Annotated in this window: 14 protein-coding genes; 8 read left to right on the top strand and 6 right to left on the bottom strand. The window is 40.7% G+C overall.

What is annotated here, in order from left to right; genetic code table 11:
• Nucleotides 1-432: 432 nt before the first annotated feature.
• A complete protein-coding gene (locus tag Q5866_RS18110; protein ID WP_303181663.1) occupies nt 433-1815 on the bottom strand; it encodes an MFS transporter in 1383 nt (460 codons plus the stop codon).
• Nucleotides 1816-2414: 599 nt separating this feature from the next.
• Between Q5866_RS18110 and Q5866_RS18105 the strand changes: the two genes are divergently transcribed.
• From Q5866_RS18105 to Q5866_RS18085, 5 genes are all read left to right on the top strand, one after another.
• Nucleotides 2415-4295: a hypothetical protein gene (locus Q5866_RS18105; RefSeq protein ID WP_303181660.1), complete on the top strand. Its 1881-nt coding sequence runs from the start codon at nt 2415-2417 to the stop codon at nt 4293-4295.
• A gap of 103 nt (nt 4296-4398) precedes the next feature.
• Complete coding sequence (locus Q5866_RS18100) at nt 4399-5298, top strand: hypothetical protein (protein WP_303181659.1); 900 nt, start codon at nt 4399-4401, stop codon at nt 5296-5298.
• Between the two features lie 20 nt (nt 5299-5318).
• Complete coding sequence (locus Q5866_RS18095) at nt 5319-6209, top strand: hypothetical protein (RefSeq protein ID WP_303181658.1); 891 nt, start codon at nt 5319-5321, stop codon at nt 6207-6209.
• A gap of 99 nt (nt 6210-6308) precedes the next feature.
• Nucleotides 6309-7439 carry an O-antigen ligase gene (locus tag Q5866_RS18090; protein ID WP_303181656.1) on the top strand — a complete coding sequence of 377 codons (1131 nt, stop codon included), beginning with the start codon at nt 6309-6311 and terminating at the stop codon, nt 7437-7439.
• A gap of 100 nt (nt 7440-7539) precedes the next feature.
• On the top strand, nt 7540-7983 hold the full coding sequence (locus Q5866_RS18085) for a lipopolysaccharide assembly protein LapB (RefSeq protein ID WP_303181655.1): 444 nt from the start codon (nt 7540-7542) through the stop codon (nt 7981-7983).
• Nucleotides 7984-7998: 15 nt separating this feature from the next.
• On the opposite strand, the gene Q5866_RS18080 is transcribed toward Q5866_RS18085, so the two are convergent.
• A complete protein-coding gene (locus Q5866_RS18080) occupies nt 7999-8562 on the bottom strand; it encodes a cysteine dioxygenase (protein ID WP_303181654.1) in 564 nt (187 codons plus the stop codon).
• A 154-nt stretch (nt 8563-8716) separates the two neighbouring features.
• On the opposite strand from Q5866_RS18080, the gene Q5866_RS18075 reads away from it, so the two are divergent.
• On the top strand, nt 8717-9244 hold the full coding sequence (locus Q5866_RS18075) for a TlpA disulfide reductase family protein (protein WP_303181652.1): 528 nt from the start codon (nt 8717-8719) through the stop codon (nt 9242-9244).
• A gap of 21 nt (nt 9245-9265) precedes the next feature.
• Here the strand turns inward: Q5866_RS18075 and Q5866_RS18070 are convergent, their stop codons facing one another.
• Nucleotides 9266-11620: a DPP IV N-terminal domain-containing protein gene (locus Q5866_RS18070; protein ID WP_368502053.1), complete on the bottom strand. Its 2355-nt coding sequence runs from the start codon at nt 11618-11620 to the stop codon at nt 9266-9268.
• A 243-nt stretch (nt 11621-11863) separates the two neighbouring features.
• On the opposite strand from Q5866_RS18070, the gene Q5866_RS18065 reads away from it, so the two are divergent.
• Complete coding sequence (locus Q5866_RS18065; protein ID WP_303181651.1) at nt 11864-12436, top strand: DNA alkylation repair protein; 573 nt, start codon at nt 11864-11866, stop codon at nt 12434-12436.
• Nucleotides 12437-12569: 133 nt separating this feature from the next.
• Nucleotides 12570-14177, top strand: a complete 1608-nt coding sequence (pckA, locus tag Q5866_RS18060; protein WP_099291070.1) for a phosphoenolpyruvate carboxykinase (ATP) — start codon at nt 12570-12572, stop codon at nt 14175-14177.
• Between the two features lie 74 nt (nt 14178-14251).
• Here pckA and lpxA read toward each other — a convergent pair whose 3' ends face one another.
• Genes lpxA through lpxD form a run of 3 tightly spaced genes read right to left on the bottom strand, consistent with a single transcriptional unit; the run spans nt 14252 to nt 17522 of the window.
• Nucleotides 14252-15031 carry an acyl-ACP--UDP-N-acetylglucosamine O-acyltransferase gene (gene lpxA, locus Q5866_RS18055; protein WP_303181649.1) on the bottom strand — a complete coding sequence of 260 codons (780 nt, stop codon included), beginning with the start codon at nt 15029-15031 and terminating at the stop codon, nt 14252-14254.
• Nucleotides 15032-15084: 53 nt separating this feature from the next.
• Nucleotides 15085-16488: a bifunctional UDP-3-O-[3-hydroxymyristoyl] N-acetylglucosamine deacetylase/3-hydroxyacyl-ACP dehydratase gene (locus Q5866_RS18050; protein ID WP_303181648.1), complete on the bottom strand. Its 1404-nt coding sequence runs from the start codon at nt 16486-16488 to the stop codon at nt 15085-15087.
• 2 nt (nt 16489-16490) lie between these two features.
• A complete protein-coding gene (gene lpxD, locus Q5866_RS18045) occupies nt 16491-17522 on the bottom strand; it encodes a UDP-3-O-(3-hydroxymyristoyl)glucosamine N-acyltransferase (RefSeq protein ID WP_099291073.1) in 1032 nt (343 codons plus the stop codon).
• Between the last annotated feature and the right edge of the window lie 74 nt (nt 17523-17596).

The following is a 17596-nucleotide window of genomic DNA, read 5'->3' as shown; positions in this document are numbered from 1 at the left end:
CCTATACCCCACATAAAGAAGTTGTTTCCAACATTGAAATCACGGTAAAGAATAGCGCGTCTATCTTCACAAGACCTGCCAATTAACCGAAATTAACAAGGAGAGGACAGTACTGAAAAAAGTACCATTATAGAATTAGAATTGTACTTTCTATATATCAACTCCCATTCATCTCCTATTCAACTCCCATTCATCTCCTATTATAAAAGTAAAAAAATAGTATTTGAATAGGAAATAAATTGAGATTCATTTATCTTTAATACTTAGTAAAACAATATATTATATTAATTATTAACTTATCTTGTACAGCTAATAGAGAGAAACACTACTATTAAACGTCCGTGACACAAGCCATAACCATGAATATCACGAAAACAAAAAACGCCTCCCGCGAAAGCGGAAGACGTCTTGTATCTAATTGGGAACAATTTCTTATACCACAGCCTTTTTGGCATCCATGCGCCGTACCACCCGACCGTAAATAATCAAGGCAATAGCAGATACCAAAGCGATAGCGGCAAAATAATACCATATATAATGCGCGTTAGCCGCAGCGGCAGCCCATTCTGCCTCGCTGCTGAACAAAGCCCGATCGGGGCAATACTTGCTCAACAGGAATCCCGACAACCCGAACCCGAAAATGGATGACAAAAAGGAATGCAGATGGCTAAAACCGAGGTACATTCCCTCCTCCCCTTTCGGTGCCTGTAACGAGAAATATTCCAGAAAACGGGGTGAAATAAACACTTCCGCCAATCCTTGGAACACGATACCCACTATCATCATAAACGCCACCGGGTGCAGCCCGAGGATTTCCCCGCCTCCCAGCATATTCCCGGACGCCATGCACAAGGCGGAAACGGGCATGATAAACATACCGCAAGTCATCGAGAACAAGGCCGATTTCTTCCGCATCAATGAAGTTACCAGATTCACGGTCAACACGACCACCAGCGGGTTCACGTTAGCGTACCAACCGATGGCACTCGCCTCTCCCGCCAAGCGCGTCACGTATTTCGGCATCGTGGCGTACAACTGGTGTTGCACCATCCAGAATCCGGTGATAATCAAGATCAGCACGATCAACCGCCCGTTGGAACATACTTTTACCAAACCCGTCCATATCTGCCGGAAAGTTTTCCCTTCCCCGGCGTGTTTATCACTCTTGTAAAACAAATAAATCGCTATCAAAGCCAGAAAAGTCATCGCCGCCGAGAAATAATTCAACACGATCATTCCCTCGTGCCCCATGGCATCCCGCAAGGGAGTCACCAGCACTTTACCGGAGAACGCCCCGATATTCACCATCCCGTAAAAAATAGCGAACCCGCGGGCACGGTTTTTCTCGTCCGTTTCCTTCGCCACCGTACCGGAGATCACGCTCTTGATAAACGAGCCCCCGACGATAATCAGTATCATAACCGGAATAATCCCGTAACGATAACCGCTTTCCTGCAACCCCGTGAACTTGGTCACGTAACCGTATTCAACCAACCCCGTCGTGGACAGGAAACTCGGGAACAACCCCAGCCCCAAATACCCCAGCGACAGCAGGGCAAACGCCAACAGCATCGATTTCCGGAAGCCGATCTTGTCGGCAAGAGCCCCCGAAAATGTCGGCAATAAATACAAACAAGCGGAAAAAACTCCCGCGATCGTGGCAGCCTGAATATCCGTGAAACCCAGCACGTTGCTCAAATACAACGTGATCACGACAAATACCCCGTAATAGGCGGCACGCTCCAGCAACTCTACCGTGTTGGCAACCCAAAACGCTTTACTAAACTTTACTCTCTCTTTCTTTTTTGTTGTCACACTCATACAATTAATTTATTACTAACATTTTCACACGCCTGCAAAAATAATATTTTCTGGTTATCTACCAAATGACTCATGTCAACTTGAATCACTGAATCATTTTAAATTCTGACCATACAGAACTATTAAAAGCTGACTAAATACACATACAATATTAACAGGAAGGAGTAAAAAAATTACTCTTGATAAGATTATCTACAATACTTATATCCAGAAACATCGCTATATACCAAATACTAAGGCTATTTAAATCTTCATAAGGTACAAATAATAAATATTTTTAATTTCTATTTAATCCTTTTCTATGTCGAGCGTGTATTTATATATGAAATATAAAACAAATTATTATTAATACAATGAGTCCTAGATTGTACAATTTGACCGTTCATAGCTTAATTTACACCATTATATTGATAAATTATAATTGTCAATCTACATCTTATGATCTTAATGATTCATTCGCATTGGCAGGAAATAATCGTATAATGCTTGAAAAAGTTCTGAATCATTACAAAGGAGAAACAAAGAAATACAAGGCAGCTTGTTTTTTGCTCTCAAACATGAGATGGCACTACACAACAGTACAAGTGTCGAGTATGGATACTGCAATTATAACCTATCATCAAAAGTATGACTCTTTATATTATACGATTATCAAGGATTATAAAGACGAGCAACTTGAAGACTCTACAATACGATATCAGTTGCAAGAATTGAGCTATAAAGCATTTAAACAAAACGAAGGAATAATAATTAAAGCTCCTAAATTATCTTCTTCGTTCGTTTGGGATGTCGAACATCTTTCAGCCGATTTTATTATTCAACATATTGATAATGCTTTTGAAGTATGGCAAAAAGGACCTCTATGCCGACATTTGTCTTTCAACGAGTTTTGTGAATGTATTTTACCGTATCGCTCAATTCAAACAATTTCGTTTTTTGAGAATGGTCGTTTTTTAAACAAACTCATGTTTAAACACCTTGAAAAAACGAATCACAAAAAGCTTTCAGGTTATTTAAAACGTTATCACCATTACGTGTCAAGTATGCAATCCTTTTTTAGCTTCCCCCCTCTAAACTCACATATCGGTTTCTATGACTTATTTGTCGGGCAAGATGTAGATTGTATAAATACGGCGAATAACGCATGTAATATCTTAAGAGCATGCGGCATACCTCTAATGGTAAATTTCAATACAGCATACAAAGAATTGAAAGGGAGACATTATTTCTGTTCGTTTTTAGATAACAATAAGAAATGGCGACATTTCAATCCCCAAACCAATTGTTTAGACACAATAGAACCTCTACAAGGAGAATCTTTGAATATTATCCGAAATACTTACGCTGCACAAAGTGATAGTCCTTATTTTACCAAATCTTCCAATGAATTAGTTCCGACTGATTTTGACTCACCTTGTATAAAAGATGTAACAAGTAGTTATTACGAGACAGTAAAAATAGAATTACCATTTGAAGAAGAATCAGATAATAATTTAGCCTATTTATACGCTTTTAATAACAACCCTTCTGGTATATTACCCGTGTGTTGGGGTAAAATCGATCATGAAAGGAATAAAATAGAATATATAAATACCATGTACAACACCTTATACTTTCCTGCATTTTTCAGGGGAAATGAGATTGTTTATTTCAGCTCACCATTCTATATACAAAAAGATTCTTTACGCGCCGGTCGCTATAAAATCATACCTTTTCCACCTATCTCTTCATCTCAAAGTACAGGGGACATTATTGTGAGTAGAAAATATCCACGAAAACGAAAAATGATTGATATCGCCAAAAAAATGATTGGAGGAAAATTTTATGGAGCCAACCGTGATGATTTTTCTGATTCTGTTTTACTGTATACAATATCACACGCCCCCCAACCTTATTTGCAGGATTTCAAAATATCAGAGTCGAGAAGTTTTAAATACTTTAAGTATGCTTCGCCTGCCACTAATCGTCGTTCTAATATTTCTTGGTTGGAATTCTTAATTGACTCCACCTTTCATTATCCTTACACTGAGCCAGCTTCTCCGTTACCCATTATGGACGATGCGGACACTCTTTGTCCATATAAACAACAATTGCAAGTTATTGAAAAAAATATATACGACTTTAAGAGCCAACGAATGTTCGATCAGAATATGCAAACCGCTTCTTCACAACCCGATATCTATTTGCACCTAGAATCTCCTGTCAGAGTAAAAACGATCAGGATGGCTCCATTAAATGCAGAAAACTCCATAATACCCGGTAACCGGTATAAATTATTGTATTGGGATAATAGATGGATTGAAATAGATACGATAACCGCAAAGTATAACTACTTAAAATTTAAAAACATACCATTAAACAAGATATATTGGTTGAAAAATCTGGATCAAGGTGTAGAGGAACTCCCTTTCATTTACAGAAATGGGAAGCAATTGTTTATATATCATGACATTATAACAAATAATCAACAATAATTTCAGAATCGGGATGAATACCAAACTAAAAAGAAAGGAGGAAATATAAAAAACAAAAACACATCTATTAAAAATTTATGTATTATTTCAAAAATCAAAACCTATGAAAAATAGAAATTATTTTATTATTATTTCAACTATACTTTCTTTAATAGTATATGCTTGTAATAAAGAAAACGTATCTTCAAGTAGTATTAATTCTACAAAATTGACAGTAAATGACGCCAAAACGTTTTTTGAAACTTCTATTCAAAAGAACATCTTGCAAAAATCTTTGTCAAGAGGTATAAATTCCGAAGAAGAAGAGAATATTCCAGAATTCACAGGCTTAACCCCGGTGAATTTTACGCCTAAATGGAATAACGCCGTGGTTACTATTAACGAAAAGTCGAGTTTTGTAAACGTTCCAATTACCACCTTAGAAAAATACTATGTCCAAAAAAAATCTTCTAAGGACATGATTTCTCTAGCTCAAAAAATGGTCATCTCTCAAAAAACAACAGGTGAAATGATATGCCGGATCATGACACTTCTTCCCGAAAACGGCAAATCAAGCGAAAGCCAGATTAACTCATTCAATCTGTCTCAAAAAAACACCGAGTATTCAGGGATTGTTATATACACGACGCTGGATGGCGCAATCACTGAAGTCGAGAAACACGAAGCAGGAAAAGTCGTAGAAACCACAAGTGTAAGCGAAGAGCATCACGAGGGTGAAACAATGAACAATCTCCTTGAAGGATACGATTTCTTTAAGAATGATGCGGTAGCGATGTACAGTTCTTCAGAAGGCGGTGGCGGTGGTAGTACCGAACCTTATCCTTTCTGCACGTATTGCGGAAAGATGTTACGTTATTGTGATTGCACCCATCATAACAACCCAAATAAGAGTATGTGGGATTGTCCTATTTGTTTCCCGACTTTAAGTACGTGTAACGATTGTGGCCAAAAAACAGGCACCCTATCCGGGGGATATTGTGCTCGTTGCGGACGTAAAAAATAAACAATTCCAAATTCAATAACATGATTTTTAGAACATTCAAAACAAGTACATGGTTTCTGTTTGCTATTTTCTTGAGCTTTCATACTCTATCAACGCAAGCTGAAAATAGAAAATACAAAAAAATGAACAACGAAAACGTCATGTTCCAAAGCAAAGAAGCTACAGTTTCGTTCCCTATTTGGTTATCGAACCAAATACTGCATCAGCATATACCATTTCGTGTTAATCTCACGGAATCTGATCTATTATTTAGTAACACAGCCTATTCGAACAACATTTCACGTAAAATTAATTTTGAGACTGATTTTTCTGTAACTAAAAGAGGAAGAATTAAAAATTGTATTGTTGAAAACCTTTCTGATACAGCTCTTGTAAACGAAATAAAACGAGTAATATCAATTTCACGAAATTGGAAAGCGAGTCGAGAAAATGGCAAAAAAATAACTTCCAGTTTAACCTTCTCTATCAGTTTGAACACAAAAGGTGACCTTGTCATACTTGACGAAGGACCAAAATGGGGAGAACCGGATAAAAGATTTTACGGGAAAAGATACAACTTGACTAGGTATATTCACCAAGTTGCTATGCACATTTATTCTAAAAACAGCTATAGCGTGGAAAAAATTGAATATCCCGTAAACGCATCTCCCGTATTAGGAAGTATAAAATTCAGTTTTATAGTAAATAAAGATGGCTATTTTTCAAATCTGGAATACACAGATGATTTACATCACAGACAAATTGAACCTATTATTACAGGGCAAATGTTCCCGGGACGCTTATTTAGCACCGAAGTAAAATGGGCTCCGGCAATCTTAGATGGAAACCCTGTAAGCGTACAAGTGAAAGCCATTATAGATTACGATAATAATGAATTTTCTTGGGATTGCTTTGTACTTGATGAAAAATAAAGATAAAGTTGTGTCAGAATAAAGCCCATGAGAATATTTAGACATTTCATTGTAATAGAATGTTCTTATGCTATATTCTGACCAACCTTATAGAATAAGATGAAACAAGTTTTACTTACATATCTTTTGACAAAAGGAATTTCAAGTTCAGCATTCCTTATACTTGTTTTTGCTCCTATTTTTTATTCTGGTATTTTTATAGAAAACCAGATAAGCCTACTTTTAATAATTATCCTTACTCCACCCGTTATCTATCAATTGATTTTAAAGAAAAGTATTCATCTATCTTCGATAGATATTATTTTACTCGTGTTTTGTGTATTTTACATCGGTAGATTATTTACCTCGCAAGGTGGTCATGAATTACATTTATTAAAATTGCTATCACTAACTTGTTGGTACATATTATTTAGATTACAATCTTCCTTCTGGGTTATAACCTATTTACTCGTTATTTGTGGCGTTATTCAAACGATTTTAGTTATTCTTCAATCCCAATTTGTTATTTATGGGTATCATCAGTTTTTCAATACCACGGGAACATTTCATAACCCTGCATTATTAGGTGGCTTTCTCGCGATTTCATTCATCATGGCATTAAGTGTAGGTAAAAATTATTTGCAACAGAAAAATAAAAAAGGGTACATTTTTATTGCCTGCTCCATGTTTATGGTTTGGGGGCTTTATTTGTCCGATTCTAGAACTGCATGGCTGGCTGTTTTTAGTTGCATACTACTAACGCCACTAAAAAATAGATGGCATAGATGGACAAGAAAAAAGGAATTGTTACTCTTTCTGGGATGTGGAATAATTGTGATCTTGTTGTCAATTATATTGTATCAATATAAACCAATTTCAGCAAATGGCAGACTGTTCATTTGGGAAAGATCTTTAGAAATGATTAGGGACAAACCACTATGGGGACATGGAATTAATGGTTTTAGAGGAAATTATATGCACTATCAAGCTGACTATTTCGAGAAAAATCCACAATCTAATAATTCAATGTTAGCGGATAATGTCGAATATGCATACAATGAACTCATTAAGATTTCCGTGGAGATGGGTATTGCTGGCTTAATATTGTTCTTGATCCTTTTATTTTCATTGTTAAAAAAATATGATAATATTATTATTTATAATGGTTTAATCGTTTTGATTGTATTTTCATTGTTTTCATATCCTTCAGATGCATATATATTTCTACTGATATTTTGTTTCTTCATTTGATATTTCCCATCAATTATTAATAGGTATATTATGGATCGCTCCGACATTTATGTTTTTGGGAGTATGTAAAATGCACTATTATTATTTAATAGATACACGCGTGAAAGAATACAATAATTTTAATGAGCCTTTTTGTCAAGACGATATTCTTAAACAATATCATAAATTGAAATATCATCCCCAATTTATGATGTGGTTTGTAAAACAAATGTTTCAGAGTAAGGATTGGAATAATGCTTTACCAGTTCTTAAAGATGCATTATTGATTTATCCTTGTCTAGAAATATATTGTGATTTAGGTACGATTTATCACCAACAAGAGAAATATCAAGAAGCAAAGACTTATTACACCATTGCGTTAAATATGATTCCTTCTCGAATAACACCAAAATATAAATTATTCAAGCTTTATCTGCACGAAAGAGATTCTTTAAATGCAAAAAAGGTCGCAAATCAAATTTTAAATTCTCCTGTCAAAATAGAAAACACAAGTTTTTTGAGAATGAAAGCTAAGATTATGAACTCTGGAATAATAGATAATTGACTTTACACTTTCCCATTAATCTTGATATATTTTCACCCCATCCAATTTTTTACCCTTTAAAGCATCGTCCGAATACACGTGCAGGCTGTGCGCCGTATCGCTCAGACAGGTGATACGATGGATATGATTGTCGAATTTTCCGGCTTCCCCGATGGCGTATAATCCTAAAACATCATTGATTCTCAATTCATCGACCAAACGGATACCCCCTTCACAAGGTTCAAATATCTCGACAAGGAACTCCCCGTCGGCAAAGGTATACCCGGCAAACTGCGGGTGCGAGTGAATGGCGGTACGATTGCCCTTCTTCCACGACATCACGATAGCTTCCCATCCCGTGCGGGCATCCCGTCCGATATAGTCGCGGACATACGTATCGTCCGCGAATCGGTCAAATGCCGCGAGCGGGTTATTCCTCACGAAATCCAACACGTACGTTTTCACCTGTTCGCCCATTGTTTCGTCTATCGTACCGGAACGCACGATGTCCAGCAATCCGTCCATAAAGTTCTCGTACCCGGCAACCAGACAAGGAGCAGCAGCAAAATCCTCTCGCAAAATATTCTCTTTTTTATCCATAATAAGTAATCGTTTATTTTATCACACGCAAACATACAAGAATTTCCGCTTTCGTTTTTATGCATATATACTTACTTCTCGATGCATAAAACACGTAATATTTTTATAATTCCATGTAATTCACTATCTTCACGCTGAAATTAGAAACAAGATTATGAAGATTATATCTGTTATATTGCTTACGTTATTCGCGTTGCTCTTTTCTTCTTGCGTGAAAGATAAAGACCAAGAGGGCGAAATTGAAAACTATATCGAGGCAGGTGACAAACTGCCGGATTTTACCGTGAAGAACGCTGCCGGGGAAGAATTGAACAGCGAGGAACTGGAAGGACAGGTGACTTTGCTCGTGTTCTTCGTGACCACTTGTTCGGATTGCGAACGGGAATTACCGAAAATCGAGGAAGTATGGGAAAAATTGAAAGAAAATCCCGATTTCAGGCTTGTCACTGTTTCCAGAGAAGAAACCGCTTCCACGGTCAACAAATACTGGGAAAAGGAAAAATTCACGATGCCATTCTTCCTCGACTCCAAGCGGGAAGTTTTCTCGCTTTTCGCCAATAGCACGATCCCCCGCCTCTACTTGTCGAACCGGGAAAACATCGTAACTTGGATGGCAATTGAAAAAATGGAGTTAACCACAGAACAATTGATCGAAAAAATCAATGCGATTATAAAAGAATGAGAGCCAATGGCTCTCATTCTTTTATAATCGCATGAAAGCGTCAATCTCCCGGAACTGATCGGAAGAAAAATCACCCAACAGGTACTTGGCGAAATGGAACCACATTTTCCGTTGGTAAAATTCTTGCGGCATCCCAGAGAAACCGTGACTCTGACCGGGTAATATCACCAAATCGAAATTCTTTCCGGCACGCAAAAGGGCATCAGCCATGCGAAGGGTGTTTGCCGGATGCACGTTATTATCCGCGTCCCCGGTCACCAGCATCAAATAACCTTTCAGATTTTTCGCCAACTCGATATTCGTGGGAATACGGGTTTCAAATTTCACTTTCTCCACCGTGGTCGTGGTATCCTTTCCCGTCACGGAATCTTTCACGGTCTTTTTCTCGAACGATTTGATTTCCCTTATCCCGTGATGTGTTTCCCCCCACCACTGGTTGTATATATTATTATCGTGGTTCCCCGCGGAAGAAACTGCCGCCGTGTAAAAATCCGGATAGGTACATATTGCCGCCGTGGACATAAATCCGCCGCCGGAATGACCGAAGATACCCACTTTCGTTTTGTCGATGAAAGAGAATCTATCCGCCAATTGCTCGATCCCGAATTTATCATCCGCCAAAGGATAATCGCGAAGATTGTTATAACCAAAGGTATGATACCACTTGTCCCGTAGCGGGCTGCCACCCCGGTGCCCGAAAGTCACCACGATAAACCCTACTTGCGACAACGCGGTATTATAAGCCGATTTCACGCTAAATTTCAAGGGGATAGCTTCCGTCTGGGGACCCGGATAAACATACGAAATGATAGGATACACTTTCGTGGAATCGAAATCAGCCGGTTTCCACATGTAACCGTACAGATCGGTTACCCCGTCCGCCGCCTTGATTGTAAACGGTTCCGGCATCCGCCATCCCGTCTCGTAAAGAGCCGTTAAATCGGGCGAAGCCAGATCGAGAATCTTCTTTCCCTTGTTATCCCTCAGTACGCTCGCAGGTTCCAGATCGACACGGGAGTAATTATCCACGAAATAGCGTCCCGACTCGGAGAAAGCCGCCTCGTGAGTCGCCTGCTCCGGCGTCAACATCTCCACCTGACCGTTCCCGTCCAGACGAGCCTTGTTTATCCGGGCGAAATAAGGACATTCCCCTTTCACCTGACCGTATCCCTCGAAATAAATGGTACGCCCGACAGTATCTATCTTAACCATCTTCCCGGAAGTCCATGCACCGGAAGATATCGCGTTCTTCAAATTACCCTCCCCGTCGTAAAGATAGAAATGACCGTGCCCGGTACGCTCCGACCACCAAATAATATCTTTCCCGTCATTCAATAATGACAAATGGAAGAATTCATTATTGAAATAAGGCTTGCTAATCTCGTTAAACAACACCTTAACCTCTCCCGTTTCAGGGTTTACCCGACAGAAGTCGATCTCGTCACACGTTCTTTTCTTCCGCAAGAAATAAAGACTCTCCACCTTCTTCCCGGGAGTGAACAAACGAATAGTCTGATCTTTCCATTTCTCCACGGGGACTTTGATCTCTTTCTTGTTCAGGGTATCGAAAAGATAAAGTTCTTCCTGTTGCACGTTCTCGTCACCCGCCATCACGTATTGGTACTCGTTGAGCGCGGGACGCTGGCTCAGGGAATTGACGATAAACAAGGATTTAATCTTCCTGCGGTCAGTACGGCGCACGTAGAAACGTTCGGAATTTTCGAACCAAGTTACACGTGCCGACTTTCTTGACGTAGAAGTATCCGAATCCGAAGCGGCATACGAGTACTTCAACTCCCCGTCGGTAGTCAATTGTGTTTCAACCGAATCTTTCACGCGCAACATGTACAAATTATGTCCCTTGGCATACACGATATAGGTACTATCCGGGGAATACGCCCCGAACAATCCTGTTCTTTTCGGTTTAGCGGGTGGAGTCGGCTTCTTCCGGGCGGAATCAATTTTGACAAGTTGCTTCGTGTAAATATTGTACTCGAAACGGAACGTGTCAACCATGAATTTCATCGTCTTCTGATCTTCCTTGAAAGAAATGCCCGTGATCGGGAGTTCGCTTTTGTTCACGGGTTTATGAGTCACTTTACTGAGCTCTGCCGCCATAAAATCCCGGTCGAACATCTCCCGTTGTGATTTTGCCTTGGGGTCCACGAAGAAATAGCGTGTCCCGTCCGCCTTCCGGTACGAGTACCAGAATTTGTCACTCTTTTTCAAATAATTCGGATAGACAACCGTCGAACCGGTCAGATTCTTCGCGTCCATCTTCATAAACCTCTCTGCCTGCTTGAAATTCGCCTTCTGACACACACCGGTCAAAACAAGAAAACAAAGCAATGCACTCGTGAAAAACTTTATCATCATTCGTATTATTAAAATATTGATATACTCATATTACAACTTCACCGCACGAAATTAGCGATATCTCGTGATAGAACGATTGCACGTCCAAATCTTAATAAATATTTAACACATTTAGAAACTTTAATATAAGCAACTTCTACACAAACGTTTGTATATGTTGTAAAATATATAATTTCTTTCCCCGAATCATTTATTTATCTCTACTTTTGCGATGCGAATTTTTCATTAATACACCGAGGAATAATGGAAGTATACCCGATAAGCAAAGAAACGGAACAAACCTTCAAGGAAATCAGCCGCCGTATTTTCCGCCTGCAAAACGGAAGAAGCCTCGACAGTATGGAGAACGTGGGGGCTGACACCCGAGGACAAATCGGGGCTAGTTATCTCTCTTTAAAAAATTTGGCCACCCGTTACCCTAAAGAACAAAAATTGGCACAACTCTTGTGGGGTACAGGAAGACGGGAAGAACAAATCGTTGCGTGCTTTTTGTTCCCCGTCGAGGATTTGATTACTGAAAAAATTACACAATTGTTACAGCATTGTCATAGCTTCGAGATCGCCGAATATTTCGGGACGCTGGTGCTTGCAAAAGGTAAAGATTTGAAAAGCCGGGTAGACGGATACCTGCAATCCGACTCTCCTTTCCTGCAAAGTGCGGCATTGACCGCTATCGGGCGAAACCGGATAGACAATAAATTAAATCCCGTATTTACCGACAGTTACATACAGGAGATCGACCCGAACAAATTCATCGCCCCTCACGTACAAATGGTATACAACAGGATAAATACAGTACGACACAGGGACGGATAAGATGAGGTGTTAATTATATATAAAGACTCGCTGGAGTGGGAATCTTGATTGTTTTTATAAAAATGTTTCCTATTTTTGTGGTCTGATTACAGAAAAAAAGAATTAATTAATTTACAAACATAAATTTATTGCCATGGCAAAATTAGATTTAAGCATTTATGGAATTACAGGGGTAAAAGAAATCTTACACAACCCCTCGTACGAAGAATTATACAAGGCTGAAACAGACCCTACTTTGGAAGGGTACGAAAAAGGATATGTAACCGAACTCGGAGCCGTGAACGTGATGACCGGTATCTATACCGGACGTTCTCCCAAAGATAAATTCTTTGTGATGAATGAAGCCAGCGCAGACTCCGTGTGGTGGACGACAGACGAATACAAGAACGACAACAAACCCTGCTCGGAAGAAGCATGGGCTGACCTGAAAGCAAAAGCCGTGAAAGAATTGTCCAACAAGAAATTGTACGTGGTGGATACGTTCTGCGGGGCTAACGAAGGTACTCGTCTGAAAGTGCGTTTCATCATGGAAGTTGCATGGCAGGCTCACTTTGTAAAGAACATGTTCATTCGTCCGACAGAGGAGGAATTGGCAAACTACGGTGAACCCGATTTCGTTTCTTTCAATGCCGCTAAAGCAAAAGTGGATAACTTCAAAGAATTAGGATTAAATTCGGAAACCGCTACCGTTTTCAACTTGAAGACCAAAGAACAAGTTATCTTGAACACTTGGTACGGTGGTGAAATGAAAAAAGGTATCTTCTCTATCATGAACTACTTGAACCCGTTGCGCGGCATCGCTTCCATGCACTGCTCCGCCAACACGGATATGAACGGTAAGAATACCGCTATCTTCTTCGGTTTGTCCGGTACGGGTAAAACCACCTTGTCTACTGACCCGAAACGTCTTTTGATCGGTGACGACGAGCACGGATGGGACGACGAAGGCGTGTTCAACTACGAAGGCGGATGCTACGCCAAGGTCATCAACCTGAGCAAAGAGGCTGAACCGGATATCTACAACGCTATCAAACGTGACGCGTTGCTGGAGAACGTAACGGTAGACGCTAACGGGAAGATTGACTTCAACGACAAATCGGTTACTGAAAACACCCGTGTTTCTTACCCGATCTATCACATCAAGAATATCGTGAAACCGGTATCCAAGGGTCCGGCTGCAAAACAAGTTATTTTCTTGTCTGCTGACGCATTCGGAGTATTACCCCCGGTATCTATCTTAACCCCGGAACAAACGAAATATTACTTTTTGTCCGGATTCACGGCTAAGTTGGCAGGTACGGAACGCGGTATTACCGAACCGACCCCGACCTTCTCCGCTTGCTTCGGTGCGGCATTCTTGTCATTGCACCCGACCAAATACGCGGAAGAGCTGGTGAAAAAGATGGAAAAAGAAGGAGCGAAAGCCTATTTGGTGAACACCGGATGGAACGGAACCGGAAAACGTATCTCTATCAAAGATACCCGCGGTATCATCGACGCTATCCTCGACGGTTCTATCGACAAAGCCCCGACCAAGGACATCCCGTACTTCAACTTCCAAGTTCCGACCGCATTACCGGGAGTTGACCCGAAAATCCTTGATCCTCGCGACACGTATAGCAACGCCAGCGAATGGGAAACAAAAGCAAAAGACTTGTCTGAACGCTTTATCAAGAACTTCAAGAAGTTCGAAGGCAACGAAGCCGGAAAAGCATTGGTTGCAGCAGGTCCGAAATTATAATTATCAGGATTAGCACAATAAAAAAGCACTTCCCGCAAGAAGTGCTTTTTTATTGTTCTAATCTATAAATAAGGCTATCCCATATATCCCTTCATGATACCCCGTTTGCTATTCCGCACGAACATGATGATTTCATCACGCTCTTTTGATGCCGGCATTTCTGCCTCAATCCGTTCGATAGCGTCTGTATTATTCAGACCGGACTGGAAAAGAATCCGATAGATGTCTTGAATCTCATTGATTTTCTCGTTGGAGAACTCGCGGCGACGTAACCCGATAGAGTTTACACCGGCATAAGACAATGGTACTCTTCCGGCTTTCACGTACGGGGGCACATCTTTTCCGATCAATGAGCCACCGGAAATCATCACGTGACGTCCGATATGCACGAATTGATGCACGGCACTCATTCCGCCCAGAATAGCGAAATCGTCCATTTCAACCTCTCCGGCCAACTGGCAGGCATTTGTCACAATACAATTATTTCCAATTCGACAATCGTGCGCCACGTGCGCATAAGCCATTATCAAACAATTATTACCAATTTGGGTAATGCCCTTCGCGGCAGTACCTCTATTTACAGTAACACATTCACGTATGGTTGTGTTATCTCCAATAACGACAATTGATTTTTCCCCTTTAAACTTCAAGTCTTGGGGAATAGCGGAAATGACAGCACCCGGAAATATCTTGCAATTCTTCCCGATATGTGCCCCTTCCAGAATAGTAACATTCGAGCCAATCCTTGTTCCTTCCTCGATGATAACATTCTTGTCAATTGTCACGAACGGATCAATCACCACGTTATCAGCAATTTGTGCTTCAGGATGAACATAAGCTAACGGTTGTTTCATTCGTTTTTTATTTAATAGTATATATTATTTTCATTTTAGCGGGTGCAAGTTTACTAATCCTTCTTGGTTTTTGCAACTTGCGCCATAAATTCTCCTACTTCACAAACTAAATTTTTACCAACGAAAGCATATCCCCTCATCGTCACGATACCGCGCCGTATGGGAGCAATCTTGACTAATTTGAACACTAAAGTATCTCCCGGAACTACTTTACGACGAAATTTAATTCCATCAATTTTTACGAAATAAGTGGAATAATTCTCCGGGTCTTCCACTTGATTCAATACAAGGATACCTCCACACTGCGCCATGGCTTCCACGATCAGCACGCCCGGCATAACAGGTTCTTCCGGGAAGTGCCCCACGAAGAAAGGTTCGTTCATGGTCACGTTCTTACAACCGATCACGATATCACCCGTTACCTCGTAAATCTTGTCCACCAACAAGAAAGGAGGACGGTGAGGCAACAAAGCACGTACTTTGTTCACATCCATCATAGGCTCGGAATCCGTATCCACATCCGGACGAACATCCTCACGTTCCGCTTGTGCTATCGCTTTATACATTTTCCGAGCCATCGTCGTGTTTGCCTTATGTCCCGGTCTTTCAGCTATAACGCGTCCTTTGATAAAACGTCCGCATAATGCCAAGTCCCCGATAACATCCAACAATTTATGACGAGCCGGCTCGTTATCGAAATACAAGGTCAAGTTATTCAACACCCCTTGTTTTACCTCTATGGAATCATGATTGAATAATTTCGCTAAATGATCTACCTCTGACTGAGAGATTTCCCGGTCTACAATCACGATAGCGTTATCCAAATCTCCTCCCTTTATCAAGTTATGTTTTAACAACATCTCCAATTCCCGCAAGAACACGAAAGTACGACAAGGAGCTATCTCCTTAGCAAAATCCGTCGTTTTGTCGGAATAGGCCGCATATTGCATCTGCAAATAAGGAGAATCATAAGCCACCACCAGATTCACGTTATAATCCGTATCCGGCAACAAGGTCAATTTGGTTTGCCCGTCTTCACTGCAATATTCCATTTGTTCCTTCACCACGAAATATTTCCGTTCTGCCGATTGTTCCTCGATTCCGGTTTTTTCAATGGCTTCCACGAAATATTTTGAACTCCCGTCCAGTATCGGAAATTCCTCCCCGTTCAACTCGATCAGGCAATTATCAATACCACAACCGTAAAGAGCAGCCATGGCATGTTCCATCGTGAACACGCAAATCCCGTCTTTTTCCAGACAGCTGGCACGATCCATCAATTTAATATATTCAGCCAAAGCGGGAATTTCAGGGGCTCCTTCCAAATCTACCCGATGTATTTTGTACCCAAAGTTCTCTTCCGCCGGCTTAAAAGTAGCCGTTACCATTTTACCGGTATGCAAGCCTTTTCCGCTCAAAGAGAATTCACTCTTCAAAGTTCTTTGCTTTACTGACATTTCTATTTTGACTTTAAATTTGCAACTTCTTTCTCTAAATCTCTCAATAGCCCGTACATTTCCGGCAATTTCCGGAACATCACGTAACATTTCTGATATTTCGGGTAATCAAAAGCAGGCGAACCGCGCAACACGGATTTCTCCGGGATATTGGAAGTGATACCGCTCTGCGCCGCAATTTGAGTACCCGCCCCGATTGTCAAGTGACCGACAAGTCCCACCTGTCCGCCGAACACGCAATTCTCACCGACTTTCGTTGTCCCGGCAATTCCCGTCTGGGCGGCAATAACCGTGTTACCTCCCACGACAACATTATGCGCGATCTGTACCAGATTATCCAGTTTCACGCCTTTATGAATAAGCGTAGACCCCATCGTAGCCCTGTCGATACAAGTATTGGCACCAATCTCTACGTTATCCTCGACCACCACGTTTCCGATTTGCGGAACCTTTTTATAATGATCGCCTTCCGGGGCAAAACCGAATCCATCAGCACCCAGAACCACTCCCGCGTGCAGGATACATGATTTCCCGACAACACAACCGGAGTAGATTTTCACCCCGGCATAGATAATCGTATCGTCACCGACGGTCACCCCGTCACCGATATAAGCCTGCGGGTATATTTTAACGTTATTACCTATTTTCGCACCTTTTCCTATATAAGCAAATGCCCCGATATAAGGCTTTTCTCCTATCGTGGCACTTTCACTAACATAAGACGGTTGTTCTATCCCCTGTGGTTTCGGGCGCATATCCTCGTACATCTGCAACAAGGTTGCAATTGCATCATAAGCAGACTCTACACGAATTAATGTACAGGCGTACTCGTGGGCAGGTTCAAAAGTCTTGTTTACCAGAACGACTGAAGCCTGTGTCGTGTAGACATAGTGCTCGTATTTGGGATTGGCAAGAAAAGCCAGCGTACCGGGTTTTCCTTCCTCTATCTTGGAAACGTTATTCACAATAACTTCCGGATCTCCATCCACAACCCCGCCAAGCAGAGCTGCTATATCCTTTGCTTTAAATTCCATAATTCACAAAATTTCGGCAAACTTACAAATTTTATTTGGAACAACAGACGGAATGTGACAAATATGTTTCACTT

Source organism: uncultured Butyricimonas sp., from assembly GCF_959596855.1.
GTDB classification, from domain to species: Bacteria; Bacteroidota; Bacteroidia; order Bacteroidales; family Marinifilaceae; genus Butyricimonas; species Butyricimonas muris.
The sequence above is the reverse complement of the archived record's forward strand: the minus strand, read 5'-3'. Positions and strand labels throughout refer to the sequence as shown.